The 14879-nt window shown below is 52.5% G+C and carries 15 protein-coding genes; 9 read left to right on the top strand and 6 right to left on the bottom strand.

Annotation, left to right across the window (positions count from 1 at the left end; all coding sequences use genetic code 11):
* Nucleotides 1-19: 19 nt before the first annotated feature.
* On the top strand, nt 20-2059 hold the full coding sequence (prc, locus tag QMZ65_RS02220) for a carboxy terminal-processing peptidase (RefSeq protein ID WP_034828701.1): 2040 nt from the start codon (nt 20-22) through the stop codon (nt 2057-2059).
* A 218-nt stretch (nt 2060-2277) separates the two neighbouring features.
* Nucleotides 2278-3159, top strand: coding sequence for a protease HtpX (htpX, locus tag QMZ65_RS02215; protein WP_038646563.1), 882 nt, complete (start codon nt 2278-2280; stop codon nt 3157-3159).
* A gap of 52 nt (nt 3160-3211) precedes the next feature.
* Here htpX and QMZ65_RS02210 read toward each other — a convergent pair whose 3' ends face one another.
* Nucleotides 3212-4594 (bottom strand): MFS transporter, encoded by a 1383-nt coding sequence (locus tag QMZ65_RS02210; RefSeq protein ID WP_283215295.1) that lies wholly within the window; start codon nt 4592-4594, stop codon nt 3212-3214.
* A 193-nt stretch (nt 4595-4787) separates the two neighbouring features.
* On the opposite strand from QMZ65_RS02210, the gene kdgR reads away from it, so the two are divergent.
* Nucleotides 4788-5579 (top strand): DNA-binding transcriptional regulator KdgR, encoded by a 792-nt coding sequence (kdgR, locus tag QMZ65_RS02205; protein ID WP_034828705.1) that lies wholly within the window; start codon nt 4788-4790, stop codon nt 5577-5579.
* 36 nt (nt 5580-5615) lie between these two features.
* Here kdgR and QMZ65_RS02200 read toward each other — a convergent pair whose 3' ends face one another.
* Nucleotides 5616-5852 carry a YobH family protein gene (locus QMZ65_RS02200; protein WP_034828706.1) on the bottom strand — a complete coding sequence of 79 codons (237 nt, stop codon included), beginning with the start codon at nt 5850-5852 and terminating at the stop codon, nt 5616-5618.
* A gap of 218 nt (nt 5853-6070) precedes the next feature.
* Here QMZ65_RS02200 and QMZ65_RS02195 point away from each other — a divergent pair, with 218 nt between their 5' ends.
* From QMZ65_RS02195 to rlmA, 5 genes are all read left to right on the top strand, one after another.
* Nucleotides 6071-6346 carry a YebO family protein gene (locus tag QMZ65_RS02195; protein WP_034828707.1) on the top strand — a complete coding sequence of 92 codons (276 nt, stop codon included), beginning with the start codon at nt 6071-6073 and terminating at the stop codon, nt 6344-6346.
* Between the two features lie 18 nt (nt 6347-6364).
* Complete coding sequence (locus QMZ65_RS02190) at nt 6365-7375, top strand: MBL fold metallo-hydrolase (RefSeq protein WP_283215294.1); 1011 nt, start codon at nt 6365-6367, stop codon at nt 7373-7375.
* A 527-nt stretch (nt 7376-7902) separates the two neighbouring features.
* Nucleotides 7903-7977 (top strand): DUF2627 domain-containing protein, encoded by a 75-nt coding sequence (locus QMZ65_RS02185; RefSeq protein ID WP_128599124.1) that lies wholly within the window; start codon nt 7903-7905, stop codon nt 7975-7977.
* Nucleotides 7978-8060: 83 nt separating this feature from the next.
* Nucleotides 8061-8270, top strand: a complete 210-nt coding sequence (cspE, locus tag QMZ65_RS02180) for a transcription antiterminator/RNA stability regulator CspE (RefSeq protein ID WP_034828712.1) — start codon at nt 8061-8063, stop codon at nt 8268-8270.
* A gap of 139 nt (nt 8271-8409) precedes the next feature.
* Nucleotides 8410-9216: a 23S rRNA (guanine(745)-N(1))-methyltransferase gene (gene rlmA, locus QMZ65_RS02175; RefSeq protein WP_160833636.1), complete on the top strand. Its 807-nt coding sequence runs from the start codon at nt 8410-8412 to the stop codon at nt 9214-9216.
* Here rlmA and QMZ65_RS02170 read toward each other — a convergent pair.
* The 4 genes from QMZ65_RS02170 to manX all read right to left on the bottom strand — a co-directional run bounded on the left by QMZ65_RS02170 (nt 9213) and on the right by manX (nt 12447).
* Nucleotides 9213-9671 carry a DUF986 family protein gene (locus tag QMZ65_RS02170; RefSeq protein WP_058960161.1) on the bottom strand — a complete coding sequence of 153 codons (459 nt, stop codon included), beginning with the start codon at nt 9669-9671 and terminating at the stop codon, nt 9213-9215. The genes rlmA and QMZ65_RS02170 overlap by 4 nt on opposite strands.
* Before the next feature lie 92 nt (nt 9672-9763).
* A complete protein-coding gene (locus QMZ65_RS02165; RefSeq protein WP_038646579.1) occupies nt 9764-10609 on the bottom strand; it encodes a PTS mannose transporter subunit IID in 846 nt (281 codons plus the stop codon).
* A 14-nt stretch (nt 10610-10623) separates the two neighbouring features.
* A complete protein-coding gene (locus QMZ65_RS02160) occupies nt 10624-11424 on the bottom strand; it encodes a PTS mannose/fructose/sorbose transporter subunit IIC (protein WP_034828717.1) in 801 nt (266 codons plus the stop codon).
* Nucleotides 11425-11481: 57 nt separating this feature from the next.
* Complete coding sequence (gene manX / locus QMZ65_RS02155; RefSeq protein ID WP_160833635.1) at nt 11482-12447, bottom strand: PTS mannose transporter subunit IIAB; 966 nt, start codon at nt 12445-12447, stop codon at nt 11482-11484.
* Nucleotides 12448-12958: 511 nt separating this feature from the next.
* Between manX and QMZ65_RS02150 the strand changes: the two genes are divergently transcribed.
* The gene (locus tag QMZ65_RS02150; protein ID WP_283215293.1) at nt 12959-14524 is read left to right on the top strand and encodes a TerC family protein; all 1566 of its coding nucleotides are present in this window, start codon (nt 12959-12961) and stop codon (nt 14522-14524) included.
* Nucleotides 14525-14879 lie beyond the last annotated feature (355 nt).

The following is a 14879-nucleotide window of genomic DNA, read 5'->3' as shown; positions in this document are numbered from 1 at the left end:
AACGGAGGCTGACCTCGGCATGAACAACATTTTAAAGATCGGTATGATCGCGGGCCTGCTGTTAGCAGGCCCCACCTTTGGCGCAGATAACATTACCCGCGCCGACCAGATTCCACAGTTACATGAAGACCCGCAGCATCCTACCGTCAGTGAACGCGTCACTTCGCGTTTCACCCGTTCTCACTATCGTCAGTTCGATCTGAATCAGGATTTCTCTGCGAAAATTTTTGATCGCTACCTGAATCTGCTCGACTACAACCATAACGTGTTGTTGGCTTCAGACATCGCGCAATACGCCGATAAGAAAACCACGTTGGGTGATGAACTGCGCAGCGGTAAGCTGGATGTGTTCTACGATCTCTACAATCTGGCGCAGAAACGCCGCTTCGAGCGCTATCAATATGCGCTGAGCGTGCTGAATCGCCCGATGAATTTCACCGGCAATGACACCATCGACATTGACCGTGCAAAATCACCCTGGCCGAAAAACAGCGATGAGCTGAACGCGCTGTGGGATGCCAAAGTTAAATATGATGAGCTGAGCCTGAAACTGGCCGGTAAAGATGACAAAGAGATTCGTGAAACGCTGACTAAGCGTTACAACTTTGCCATTCGTCGCCTGGCGCAGAGCAACAGTGAAGATGTGTTCCAGCTGGCGATGACCGCCTTTGCGCATGAAATCGACCCGCACACCAACTATCTTTCACCGCGTAACACCGAACAGTTCAACACCGAGATGAGCCTGTCGCTGGAAGGTATCGGTGCCGTGCTGCAGATGGACGATGATTACACGGTCATCAACTCTATGGTGGCTGGCGGACCGGCCGCGAAAAGCAAATCCATCAGCGTGGGCGACCGTATTGTCGGTGTTGCTCAGCCAGGCAAGCCAATGGAAGATGTGATTGGCTGGCGTCTGGATGATGTGGTGTCCAAAATCAAAGGACCGAAAGGCAGCAAAGTGCGCCTGGAAATCCTGCCTGCTGGCAAGGGCACCAAAACCCGCACCGTGACACTGACGCGTGAAAAGATTCGTCTTGAAGATCGCGCGGTGAAAGGCACCGTACATAACGTCGGTAAAGAGAAAGTCGGCGTACTGGATATTCCAGGCTTCTACGTTGGCCTGACTGACGATGTGAAAGTGCAGCTGCAAAAACTGCAGAAGCAGAACGTCGACAGCATCGTGATTGATTTGCGTACCAACGGCGGCGGTGCGCTCACCGAAGCCGTATCACTGTCGGGTCTGTTTATCCCAAGTGGCCCAGTGGTGCAGGTCCGTGACAACAACGGTCGCGTGCGCCAGGACAGCGATAACGACGGTATCGTTTATTACAAAGGTCCGCTGGTGGTGCTGGTCGATCGTTTCAGTGCCTCGGCTTCTGAGATCTTCGCCGCTGCGATGCAGGATTACGGTCGCGCACTGATCGTCGGTGAACCAACCTTTGGTAAGGGCACCGTACAGCAGTACCGTTCACTGAACCGCATCTACGATCAGATGCTGCGTCCGGAATGGCCGGCGCTGGGCTCAGTGCAATACACCATCCAGAAGTTCTATCGCATTAACGGTGGCAGTACTCAGCGTAAAGGCGTCACGCCGGACCTGCTGATGCCAACTGGCGTAGAAGCGGCGGAAACCGGTGAGAAGTTCGAGGACAACGCGCTGCCATGGGATAGCGTGAATGCCGCGACTTACACCAAAACCGGTGATATCACCGCGCTGGTACCGCAGCTGACCAAAGAGCACGCCGATCGTATCGCTAAAGATCGCGAGTTCCAGTACATCATGAAAGATATTGCGCGCTTTGACGCGATGAAAGATAAACGCAATATTGTGTCGCTCAATCTTGCTCAACGTGAGAAAGAGAACCACGAAGATGATGCACTGCGTCTGGAACGCATTAACGCGCGCTACCAGGCGGAAGGCAAAGCCCCGCTGAAGAGCATTGAAGATTTGCCGAAAGACTACAAAGAGCCAGACCCGTATCTGGACGAAACCGTGAAAATTGCCAACGACATGGCACAGCTGGAGAAAACCCAGCCTGCTGCCGAAGGCGCGAAATAAATTTTCGCTGAATAAAAGCACCGCTCCGGCGGTGTTTTTTTTTGCACCAAAGGTATTGTTCATTGTGGCTAATGGGCAGAATTGCGCACATCATTACCAAATGTAAAGTTATGTCTTTTTAGACACTTAAAGATTAAGGTTGCTTGAAAACCTGCGCAATGGACATAGGATGTATATCCGCGCATGAGCGCGAGCACAACTGAGGAAGATTAACGTTTATGATGCGTATTGCGCTTTTCCTGGTCACCAACCTGGCGGTGATGTTGGTATTCGGACTGATTCTGAGTCTGACAGGAATTCAGTCAAGCAGTGTTCAGGGTCTGATGATTATGGCAGGTCTGTTTGGCTTTGGCGGTGCGTTTGTTTCACTGCTGATGTCTAAATGGATGGCGTTGCGCTCCGTCGGCGGTGAAGTGATTCAACAACCCCGTAACGAGACAGAACGCTGGCTGATGGATACCGTCAGTCGCCAGGCTCAACAGTCCGGCATTGCGATGCCGCAAGTGGCGATCTATCACGCGCCAGATATTAACGCCTTTGCTACCGGTGCGCGTCGTGACGCCTCACTGGTTGCGGTCTCGACCGGCTTGCTGCAGAACATGAGCCGTGATGAAGCGGAAGCGGTGCTGGCGCACGAAATCGCCCACATCGCTAACGGTGACATGATCACCATGACGCTGATTCAGGGTGTGGTGAACACCTTCGTGATCTTCATTTCGCGTATTATCGCGCAGGTAGCATCGGGCTTCCTGTCGGGTAACCGTGACGGTGAAGAGAGCAGCAACGGTAACCCGCTGGTCTATTTTGCGGTCGCGACCGTGCTGGAACTGGTGTTCGGCATTCTCGCCAGCATCATCACCATGTGGTTCTCACGTCACCGTGAATTCCACGCGGATGCAGGTTCAGCCAAACTGGTGGGCCGCGAGAAGATGATTGCCGCTCTGCAGCGTTTGAAAACCAGCTACGAGCCGCAGGAGCCAAGCAGCATGATGGCATTCTGCATTAACGGCAAAAGCAAATCGTTGAGCGAATTGTTTATGTCGCATCCGCCGCTCGATAAGCGTATTGAAGCGCTGCGTAACGGTGACTATCTGAAATAATGGTTTGGCTGTTGCAATAAACAAAGGTGCCCAATTGGGCACCTTTGTTGTTTTATGACTTCACCGTCTGACTCGATTGCGTCATCCGAGACATACTGACGACGGCTGCCACCGTGGCGAAACTACCCGCCAGAACCAGTGATGCATGTGTTCCGCTGTCGTTAAACAGATTGAACATCAATGCAACCAATGCTGCACCGCTGCTCTGACCGACCAAACGCGCCGTCCCTAACATACCGCTGGCGCCACCGCTGCGATGGCGCGGGGCAGAGGAGATAATCGTGTGATTATTTGGAGACTGGAACAGGGCAAAGCCCGCACCGCAAAGCATCATTCGCCAGATAATATCAATATCGGTGGGTTGTGAAGGCAGCAGTGCCAGTAAGAACAGACCCGCCGCAAACATTGCCAGCCCCAGGCCACCCAATAATCCCGCATGGACCTTCTCAATCAACCGGCCAGCAATGGGGGCCAGCACCATGGTGGCCAGCGGCCAGGGTGTGAGCAGCAACCCGGTTGCCACTTCATCCCGTCCCAGCACGTTTTGCAGGAAGAATGGCAGCGAAACCATAGCCAGCATCTGCGCACAGAACGAGCAAATCGAAGTGCACATCGACAACGAAAAAATGGGGATGCGCAGCAAATCCACCGGCAGTAGCGGCACTGGCATTGCCAACTGGCGACGAACAAACACCACGCCCACCAACAACAGTGCGACGACTTCCGCCAGAATGAGCCAGTGATCCTGCCCCTGTGAGAACCCGCTGAGGGCCGATATGAGCAGGCCAAAGAACAGGGCGTTCATGATGGCACTGGGAACATCGAATTTCTGCTGTTTAGCTTTCTGCGTGTTATCTGGCAGAAAACGCAGCGCCAGCCACAGTGCCACAATGCCCAGCGGCACGTTGATCAGGAATAACCATTTCCAGTTGGCGATGGAGAGAATCGCGGCTGCCACCGTTGGGCCCGCAGCGCTCGACACTGCGACGATCAGTGAGTTAATCGCCATACCGCGGCCGAGAAAACGCTGCGGATAGATAATACGAATCAGCGCTGTGTTAACACTCATCAGTGCCGCGCCGCCAAAACCCTGCAGGATACGCGCCACGGTAAGCATATTGAGTGAAGAGGAGAGGGCGCAGAACAGTGAAGTGGCGATAAACAACGCCAGCCCTACCTGATAAACACGGCGATAACCCAGCATATCGCCCAGAAAGGAGAGCGACAGTAACGAGATAACAATGGCGATTTGGTAGGCGTTAACAATCCAGATTGATTCCGCCGGACTGGCATTCAGTTCGCGTGCAATGGTGGGTAACGCAACGTTAGCAATGGCGCCATCCAGCACTGCCATCATGATGCCTAACGCAATAGTGATAATCGCGCCGTACCGCTGCGGAACAGGTAATCCATCCTGAGAGACTGTAGGGGACATAAATGAAATAAATGAAGGAAGTGAATATCATCATGCTAATCAATTTTGTGACGGAAAGCACCGCATTCATTGACAAAAAATTACGAAGGAATGTGTCGCAGATTGCCAGTCGTTGCCGCCGTTGGGCTGAAACGCATATACTGGCGCTTCTGTTCCGTTTTTTTTGAAACACCGTCAAAAAAGGATACGCGCAATGGCGAGCAGCGATAACGATAAACAGCCAGACTCCGTCTCTTCGGTAATGAAAGTGTTCGGCATTTTGCAGGCGTTAGGCGAAGATCGTGATCATGGTATCACCGAGCTGTCGCAACGCGTGATGATGTCAAAAAGCACGGTTTACCGCTTTCTGCAAACCATGAAATCATTGGGTTACGTCGCGCAGGAAGGGGAAAGTGAAAAATATTCGCTGACGCTAAAGCTGTTTGAATTGGGTGCCAGGGCACTACAAAACGTCGACCTGATTCGTAGTGCCGATGTCGAAATGCGAGAACTGTCGCGTTTGACCAAAGAAACCATCCACCTGGGTGCGCTGGAAGAAGACAGCATTGTCTATATCCATAAAATTGATTCGCTGTATAACCTGCGCATGTACTCGCGCATCGGGCGTCGTAACCCGCTGCATACCACCGCCATCGGTAAAGTGTTACTGGCATGGCGCGATCGCACTGAAGTTCAGGCAATCCTGAGCGAAGTCGAGTTTCGTCGCAGTACCGCCAACACCATCGTCAGTGCTGAAGCGCTGCTTGAAGTATTAGATCAGGTAAAAGTGCAGGGTTTCGGTGAAGATAATGAAGAGCAGGAAGAGGGCTTACGCTGTATCGCTGTGCCGGTTTTCGACCGCTTCGGCGTGGTGATCGCGGGATTGAGCATCTCGTTCCCGACAATCCGATTCTCTGAAGAAGCAAAAAACGAGTATGTGGCGATGCTGCATCGTGCCGCGCGCAATATTTCCGACCAGTTGGGTTACCACGACTACCCATTCTGAATAGCAGAACGGGCTGTCGCCAGCCCGTTTGAGTCACTAATTATCTACCACTTCGCCACTTTTCTTCAGCAGTGGACAATCGGTGACACCCACAATACCGCTGTCGGTATGCAGATATTGCGCGGTGATCATGCCGCGTGCAGTGAGATAGCTACACTGTAAGCCCAGTCCAGCGGCGTTTTTGTTGCTTCCGGTCAGTACGCCATAGCCGGTAAACAGCATCCCTAACCATACCACTGCCACCACGATTATCGCCCGAATGAATAGTTTCATTTTATCTCCTTGTGATACACAACGCAGCTATCCTGAAGTCGCTGCGATTTCTATAGTAGCAGCATGACGCGTCCTGCTCATGAAATCGATCAGAGATAACTGAAAGCCATCAAGATGCGGGATAATCTGCTTTCCACCGGCAACCATTATCTTTTCCGCACACAACGAGTAGAATCAGCGGCGGTGTAAGTGTTTTATGTTTGACAATAGAGGCAGTTATGAACGAGTTAGCCGCAAATACCAGTCCGCTGTTCAGTTATGGTGTACTGGCCATCATTATTGTTGTGGCCTTGATAGCCTGGTTCTTCGTTAACCGGGCCAGCATGCGCGCCAGTGAACAGATTCGTTTGCTGGAAGCTCTGCTGGAAGAGCAGAAAAAACAGAATGCATTGTTGCGCCGCCTGGCGGATGCTCAACCTGCCACAGCAAAACAGCAGGAGGAAGAAGACGCCGTAGAACAGCGCGACTTCATCCGTATGATTCCAGAACGTTAAACACATGATGGAGCAGTAATGGCCTGGCAAAATCCCTGGTACGACGCAACGCTGGCGCATCACACGCCAGAAGGTTTCCGCAATCCGGAACCGGAATTGCGCCAGCCAGGGGATTTGCAGCGCTGGCGGCGGGAGCGCAAAGCGGACCATTTGCCGCTGCCGCCTCAGGCCGGTTATCCGGCATTCATTGCCCGCTGGTATCAGGAAAGCGATCTGGGCGGTGATGACGATCGCGTCTGGTGGTTAGGTCATGCCGCCGTGTTGATGCGGCTCAATCGCCGCTATATTCTCATCGATCCGGCACTCTCTGCGCGTGCTTCACCGCTGCCGTTTGCTGGACCACAGCGTAAAACGCCCGCTCCGCTCCATATTGCACAGTTGCCACATCTCGACGTGGTACTGATTTCGCACAATCACTACGACCATCTCGATCGACCTACGGTAAAGCGCATCGCACGTCGTTTCCCGGATGCGCAATTTGTTGTGCCGCTGGGTATGGGAACCTGGTGTCGCAAACGTGGCGTGCGTCATGTCACCGAACGCGACTGGTGGCAATCCATTGATATCGCAGGAGTGACGCTGACTGCCGTACCCGCGCGGCACTGGAGCATGCGAACTTTCTGGGATCGTAATCGCTCACTGTGGTGTGGCTGGGTGGTGCGAAACCAGAGTGTGAATTTTTGGTTTTCAGGTGACAGTGGCTATAGCGAAAACCTGTTAGAAATTGCTGAACGTCTCGGGCCCTTTAATCTTGCCGCGTTGCCCATTGGCGCTTATGCACCAAAATGGTGCATGCGCGGTCAACATATGGACCCCGATCAGGCGGTGCGTTTATGGCAGGCGATAGGGCGTCCGTTAACGCTGCCGATCCACTGGGGTGTGTTTGAACTGGCGGATGATCCTTTAGATGAACCTCCTGCCGCTTTGGCGCAAGCAATGCAATCCGCGGGAGAAGGGGACTCACGCTTTATGCCATGGAGAATAGGCACCAGCCGAAGCTTGCAGAATAGTGATTCAGATGTGTCCTAAGCCCGATTTGTTAAATCAAGCGTCGCAGTGCGTTTTTTTAACATTTAATTGTAGAGTCGTTAGTTAAAAATAAGATAACCGCCAAAACGAGCGTGCAAATATTTGGGGCAAGAGCGCTTATATTTTCCTGATTTTGGTGCAAAACAATTAATGACTTGTACTTAATAAATCGGGTTGTACAACTTTTGCTCAGCGCACGAATGTTGCATTCCACGTTAATTTTTTGGCGAAATATTTTATCAATGCCATATTAATGCAATACTTTTTGCGTAGCCTTGACCGCTTTAATTGTGCTGGTTTAGATTGCGTCGCTACGCTTGACTAATGTAAGTACTGGCGCTAACTACTCTGACATATAACATTTTTTTGTGCAGTTATTCCGTCATCTGTCAATATGCTAATGGCAGAAGAGTGCAGAGCAACGGCCAATTATGTGCGTCATGTCGATCACCGTTTAAAAATGGCTTGCCATTAATTTGCGGATATGTGATAACGACTCTTGGGTCAAACGAGGTACAGTTCTGTTTATGTATGGCATCTTCAGTAAAGAAGTTACGAGTAAAGACGTTGACGTTGAATTCCGCTTCCTTGCCGAACCTTAAATTAGTGCCTCATTCAGTAACGTCTCTGGTTTATCTGTAAGACTGCCTTCGGGCAATATTAACAATCAAAGGAATTTGCAAAAATGGCAAAGATTAAAGGTCAGGTTAAGTGGTTCAACGAGTCTAAAGGTTTTGGTTTCATTACTCCTGCTGACGGCAGCAAAGACGTATTCGTACACTTCTCTGCAATCCAGGGTAACGGCTTCAAAACTCTGGCTGAAGGCCAGGCTGTTGAGTTCGAAATTCAGGACGGCCAGAAAGGTCCAGCTGCAGTAAACGTTACTGCTATCTGATTTCGTTCTCAGACTCGGTGCCATGCGCCGCTGACACGAATTGTAAAGCCCTGGTCTCTGACCGGGGCTTTTCTTTTATCCTTTCTGTTGCCAGACGATCAGGGTAAACTGCGCGCGAATCGTGAACCCGGAGTTGTCTATGTCTTTGATTTGCCCCCTTTGCCAGCAACATTTGCACCAGCAAGCCAACAGCTTCCGCTGCGATGCAGGTCACCAATTCGATCAGGCTAAAGAAGGGTACGTTAATTTGTTGCCGGTGCAGCATAAAGGCTCAAAGGAACCGGGTGACAGTGCGGAAATGCTGCTGGCACGTCGCGCATTTCTTGATGCCGGCCACTATCAGCCATTACGCGATGCAGTGGCGCAACATCTGGCACAGCGCCTGAATGGCCAGGCGGCACAGGTATTGGATATTGGCTGTGGCGAGGGTTACTACACCGCAGCAATGGCAGAAGCCCTTCCGCAGGCGCAGTTGTTTGGCCTGGATGTGGCGAAAGCGGCGATTCGCATGGCGGCTAAACGTTATCGCACGGTGAAATTTTGTGTCGCCTCCAGCCAGCGTTTACCCTTTGCTGATGCATCGCTGGAGGGCATTGTGCGCATCTATGCTCCCTGTAATGAAACCGAACTGAACCGGGTGGTGAAAACGGGCGGCTATCTGCTGACGGTGACGCCGGGTCCACATCATCTGCAGCAGTTCAAGGCGCTGATTTATCGTGAAGTGCAGCTGCACGCGGCAGAAGAAAAGGCTTACGAAGGTTTTAGCCAGGTCGGGCAACACAATCTGCGTTATGAGATGACGTTAAATGGGGCCGAAGCGGTGAGCTTGCTGCAGATGACGCCTTTTGCCTGGCGCGCGCGCGAAGAAGTCTGGCAACAGCTGGTGGCAGCCGATAGCTTTAGCTGCGATGCCGACTTCATGCTGACGCTATGGCAGCGCACTTAACGCGCTTCCACCAGCGTATTGTAGATACGTTCCAGGTCGTCGAGCTGTTGCACAGCAATCAGCAGGCGACGCTGTTCCAGTTGCATGACTAAAATGCCATCCTCAGACAAGTTCATACTTTGAATACGACGATAGTCGATCCACACGCTGCCGAAGAACAGTCCCTCTGTCTTCATCAACAGTTTCGGCGTGCGTAGCCAGAACAGCCAGATTGCCATAAAGCACAGCACCATCAGCAGCGTGGTGGTGAGCTGCGGGCCATGGTTGCTGACGTTATTCCACAGCAAAATCAGCAGCAACACGATAAAAATGCCGCTGTCGATCTTATGGCGACGACGCAGCGCGACACGCAATTTGGTCGGCCCCTTGCGCCGCGGCAGGATAGCGTCATCGTAAATTGCGAACAGGGCGAAAGCGATGATCAGCAGGGCAATCAGAGCGTCAGTCAGTGACATTACATTTTCTTCCTCAACCGAATTTACCTCAACGTTGGCGCTCAGGTAACTTCGCTGAAAACTGCCGGGAGCCGAAGCCCCCGGCGAGATGATTACAGACCGAGCAGGCCGATCCAGTAACCAAAGATACCCAGGGCAAAGAAGCCCACGATAATCCACAGTGCGTTAACTTTACGGCGCAGCAGCCACATACAGCCGAAGGTCAGCAGCAGCGGGATTAAGCCCGGCATCAGCTGATCGAGGATCGATTGAACGGTGGTCACGGTGGTTTTGCCGGTGTGATCGGTAATGCGGGACACCACAAGCGGCACGTTCACGTGTGTCCACTTGTTGACCAGCGCCCCCATGACAAACAGGCCGAGAATCGACGCCCCCTCCGTGAGCTTTTGCAGGAAGCCGCCACCCATATCGCTGACGATATCCACGCCTTTGCGATAACCATACGCCACACCGTAATAACGCGTCAGCATACGCACGGCGTTAAACAGAATGAAGAACAGCAGGGGACCGAGCAAGCTGCCGCTCATCGCGATACCGGCACCGAGTGCAGCAAACACCGGGCGAACGGTACCCCAGAAGATCGGGTCGCCCACCCCCGCCAGCGGTCCCATCAGGCCGACTTTAATGCCGTTAATCGCGGCATCATCAATCGCCGCGCCGTTAGCACGCTGCTCTTCCATCGCCATGGTAACGCCGAGCACCGGTGCTGCCACGTATGGATGGGTATTAAAGAATTCCAGATGACGCTTAATCGCCTGTTTACGATCGTCGTTGTTCTCAGGATAGAGGCGACGAATCACCGGCACCATTGAGAAGCAGAAGCCCAGCGCCTGCATACGTTCAAAGTTCCATGAACCCTGAAACAGGTTAGAGCGGATGAACACACCACGGACATCGCTCGGGGTGAGTTTCTTTTGCGTGTTAGTTGTATCAACCATGATTTCACCTGTTCCTAGTCGAGTTCGTTGTCGAGGTCATTGTGTGCAGGGCCGGCAGCGGCCGCGCCTGCTGTACGGTTATATTTCGGCGCCAGCTGGATATACAGCACCGCCATGACCACACCAATCACGCCCAGAGCAACCAGGTTGAAGTTGGTGAAGGCCGCCGTCACAAAGCCCAGATAGAAGAACGGCATCAGGTAGCCTGCGCGCATCATGTTGATGACCATCGCGTAACCGACCACCACGATCATGCCACCGGCGATGTTCAGACCGTTGGTGACCACTTCTGGAATTGAACTCAACAGTTCCTGTACCACGCTGGTACCCACTGAAATCGCCACAATCAGGGCTGGAATTGCAATACGCATCGCCTGCAATACCAGTGCGGAGACGTGGATCCAGCTGATGGCGCTCAGATTGCCTTTCTCGGCGGCCTTATCGGCAGCGTGCTGGAAGGCAACGGTGATGGTACGGACGATGATGGTCAGAACCTGGCCGGCTGCCGCCAGTGGAATCGCCAGTGCGATACCCGCACCAACACTTTGGCCACCTGCGATAACCAGAATGGTCGAAATGATGGAGGCCAGTGCCGCATCGGGTGCAACCGCCGCACCGATGTTCATCCAGCCCAGCGCGATCATTTCCAGGGTACCACCGATGATGATACCGGTTTTCATGTCACCCAGAACCGCACCAATCAAGGTACAGGCCACCAGTGGACGGTGGAACTGGAACTCATCAAGAATCGATCCCATCCCGGCAATACAAGCCACAATAAATATCAGGATGATTTGTAGCGTGGTTATTTCCATTGCTTTTCTCCTCAGCAAGGTCTCAAGTATTCGCCCGCCAGCGCAGGCAAAAGCGAACTACTGATTGACCTTGGCAATCAGGTCCATCATTTTCAGTCTTGGGTCGTTTGAAACTTTACGCACTTCCAACTCAATACCGCGTTCATTCAGTTTACGGAAGGCTTCAATGTCCTTCTGATCGACCGAAACTGCGTTGTTGACCTGGGTTTTACCCTGTTTGAATGCCATGCCGCCGATGTTGACCGACTTGATATCCACGCCTTGTTCAACAATCCGTTCCACATCGGTAGGATTGGTAAACAGCAGCATCACGCGGTCACGGCCATATTTCGGGTTGTTCCACACGCGGATCATCTTGGCAATATCCACCACGTGTGCGGTCACGCCAGGAGGGGCCACCTGCGTCAGCAGCGTTTTACGCACATGGTCATTAGCCACTTCATCACTGACGACGATGATGCGAGTCACGTTGGTCTCTTTGGTCCAGCGGGTTGCCACCTGGCCGTGAATTAAACGGTCATCGATGCGCGCCAGGCCGATCTTCATGTGCTCGCCTGGTGCCAAAGGCTTTTGCGGTTGCGCCGGGGCTTGTGCGGCAACGGGTGCTGCAGCTTCCGGGGTAGGGGTTTCGGTCTTGAGGGCTTTAACACCTTCGCGGCCGGCTTCCACGGCAATATGAATCAATTCCTCAAAGGATGGATTATCATCGCGCCCCATCAGGGTTTCCACCAGCATCGGGATGTTCACCCCGGCGATGACGTCATAATCCGGCTTATCCACCACAATGCGGCTGGCCGCGTTGAATGGACTGCCACCCCAGGTATCCACCAGGAACAGCACGCCTTTCGACGTGTCGAGTTCTGCCAGTCTCGCCTGATACTTTTCGATTAGCGTTTCTGCATTTTCGCCGGGCACGAAATCAATCCATCCGACATTTTCCTGCTCACCCAACAACATTTCTGCTGTTTTAAGCAGCTGTTCTGCCGCCCAGCCATGTGTACCAATTACAATAGCAATGGTCACTTGCTACCTCCGTTCGCATGAGAGATTCTCTGGCATTGCCGGGAATCATTGAGAATTACCGTTGTTGATTCAGGTGGATCGTTTGGGTCTAAGATGAAGAGTCGCATCAATAAATGTTCCGAAACTGTCCGCTGCACAGCAGTAAGGTCGCGATTTATTTTAGTGTGCGAAAAAATAATTTATGTGATGTTTGTCAGCTATTTCGAGCGTAACGCTGCAAAATTGCATTTATGTTCGTTATTCCTGCGTTTGTGCAGTTGTTTGTAAATGTAATAAAATTTTTTGACGTTGTTGATGTAACTGATACATTAGCGTTCTGTTTAATATTCAGGAGTATCGGGCTTCAGCTCACCTATATGGACCGTCACCGACGTCGCTCAACATGTTCTCAGCGCTTTCTGGCGCACACTACAACGCTCTTCAGCGTGACCTCATTTGCTAACGATCTCTCGTCTCGCTTCACCGCGCAGGCTCAATCTCGTTCGCCCCTCTGTGTTGTAAGGAGTCATTGATGGAATTTCTCTTCGACCCCTCAATTTGGGCGGGTTTGCTAACGCTGATCGTGCTGGAGATCGTTCTCGGCATCGACAACCTGGTGTTCATCGCCATCCTGGCGGACAAGTTGCCACCGAAACAGCGTGATAAAGCGCGTCTGATTGGTCTGTCACTCGCTCTCGTGATGCGATTGGGCCTGCTGTCGCTGATTTCCTGGATCGTGACATTGACGCGACCCCTATTCAGCGTAGGCGATTTCAGTTTTTCCGGGCGAGATTTAATTCTGTTGTTCGGTGGTTTGTTCCTGTTATTCAAGGGAACCATGGAACTGCATGAGCGGTTGGAAAACCGCGGCATGGAACATCAGGGCAACAAAGGTTATGCCAGCTTCTGGGCCGTGGTGATCCAGATTGTGGTGCTGGACGCAGTATTCTCGCTTGATGCGGTGATTACCGCAGTGGGGATGGTCAACCATCTGCCGGTGATGATGACCGCCGTGGTGATTGCCATGGGTGTGATGCTGTTGGCTTCGAAGCCGTTGACCAACTTCGTCAATGCCCATCCGACGGTCGTGGTGCTTTGCTTAAGCTTCCTGCTGATGATTGGTTTGTCATTGGTGGCGGAAGGCTTCGGTTTCCACATTCCGAAAGGCTATCTGTACGCCGCAATTGGCTTCTCGATTGTGATTGAGTTGTTCAACCAAATTGCGCGTCGTAACTTTATTCGCCATCAGGAACATCGGCCGATGCGAGAACGTACGGCTGAAGCGATCTTGCGCCTGATGGGCGGTCGCCAGCGTCATCAGCTGGTGACCACTGAAGAAGCTGCGCTGACGCAGGCGATGCCACAGGAAGCATTTAAAGACGAAGAGCGTTATATGATCAACGGCGTGTTGACGCTGTCACAGCGCTCCATTCGTAGCATCATGACGCCACGCGGCAATATCTCATGGGTTGATGCTGAACGTCCGGTGGATGAAATCCGTATTCAGCTCCTCGACACGCCGCACAGTTTGTTCCCGGTATGTCGCGGTGAGCTGGATGAGATCATCGGCGTGGTGCGTGCTAAAGAACTGCTGGTGGCGCTGGAGCATGGTATGGACGTGGCGACGTTTGCTGCTACCACTCCGGCGATAGTGGTGCCTGAAACGCTGGATCCGATCAACCTGCTGGGCGTGCTGCGCCGCGCTAAAGGCAGCTTTGTCATCGTCACCAACGAATTTGGTGTGGTGCAAGGTTTGATTACCCCACTGGACGTGCTGGAAGCGATTGCCGGTGAGTTCCCGGATGAAGATGAAACGCCCGATATTATCGCGGATGGTGATGGCTGGTTAGTGAAGGGCGGTACCGATCTGCACTCACTGCAGCAGTTGCTCGACCACCATGAGCTGGTGGATCGGGAAGAAGATCATGCCTCGCTGGCGGGTCTGTTAATTGCCCAGAAAGGCCAACTGCCGCAGCCTGGTGAGATCATCGACCTGCCGCCGCTGCACTTCCAAATCATTGAGGCTACGGATTATCGTATCGACCTGGTGCGCGTAACCAAAGATAAGCCGCATGAAGATGAAGAGCATGAGGCGTAAGCGCTAAGTTAATTGTCATCGAAAAGGCCGATATCCACGATATCGGCCTTTTTTATTTCTGTGACCCGTCCTAAATAGCGTTGGCACATTTTATTCACTCACTGAGGGGATGTGATTAAGCAGTAAGTGGTTCGCCATAAATGGCGTTGGCACCTTTCACACTCACACTGAGAAATAGGTAATGAACGAATAGGTTGAACGCACAACGCGATTGACCCATTCCAGGTACAGCGCTATGCAGACCGCAAAAATGCCACATGAAGCCGGTAAAGGGGGATGAGGAGTAAAGCGTACGCCGCAGGGATGCGGCGTCCGAGGCTACAGGGATGTATTCACGCCGTCTTTACGGAACATC

It is taken from the genome of Pantoea sp. EABMAA-21 (assembly GCF_030053335.1).
Lineage (GTDB): Bacteria > Pseudomonadota > Gammaproteobacteria > Enterobacterales > Enterobacteriaceae > Pantoea > Pantoea communis.
Note: the sequence above shows the minus strand (reverse complement) of the source record. Positions and strands in the feature narration are given on the sequence as shown.

Coding starts and splice junctions, on each gene's coding strand:
- prc (WP_034828701.1), top strand. CDS start 20: ATGAACAACATTTTAAAGATCGGTATGATCGCGGGCCTGCTGTTAGCA.
- htpX (WP_038646563.1), top strand. CDS start 2,278: ATGATGCGTATTGCGCTTTTCCTGGTCACCAACCTGGCGGTGATGTTG.
- QMZ65_RS02210 (WP_283215295.1), bottom strand. CDS start 4,594: ATGTCCCCTACAGTCTCTCAGGATGGATTACCTGTTCCGCAGCGGTAC.
- kdgR (WP_034828705.1), top strand. CDS start 4,788: ATGGCGAGCAGCGATAACGATAAACAGCCAGACTCCGTCTCTTCGGTA.
- QMZ65_RS02200 (WP_034828706.1), bottom strand. CDS start 5,852: ATGAAACTATTCATTCGGGCGATAATCGTGGTGGCAGTGGTATGGTTA.
- QMZ65_RS02195 (WP_034828707.1), top strand. CDS start 6,071: ATGAACGAGTTAGCCGCAAATACCAGTCCGCTGTTCAGTTATGGTGTA.
- QMZ65_RS02190 (WP_283215294.1), top strand. CDS start 6,365: ATGGCCTGGCAAAATCCCTGGTACGACGCAACGCTGGCGCATCACACG.
- cspE (WP_034828712.1), top strand. CDS start 8,061: ATGGCAAAGATTAAAGGTCAGGTTAAGTGGTTCAACGAGTCTAAAGGT.
- rlmA (WP_160833636.1), top strand. CDS start 8,410: ATGTCTTTGATTTGCCCCCTTTGCCAGCAACATTTGCACCAGCAAGCC.
- QMZ65_RS02170 (WP_058960161.1), bottom strand. CDS start 9,671: ATGTCACTGACTGACGCTCTGATTGCCCTGCTGATCATCGCTTTCGCC.
- QMZ65_RS02165 (WP_038646579.1), bottom strand. CDS start 10,609: ATGGTTGATACAACTAACACGCAAAAGAAACTCACCCCGAGCGATGTC.
- QMZ65_RS02160 (WP_034828717.1), bottom strand. CDS start 11,424: ATGGAAATAACCACGCTACAAATCATCCTGATATTTATTGTGGCTTGT.
- QMZ65_RS02150 (WP_283215293.1), top strand. CDS start 12,959: ATGGAATTTCTCTTCGACCCCTCAATTTGGGCGGGTTTGCTAACGCTG.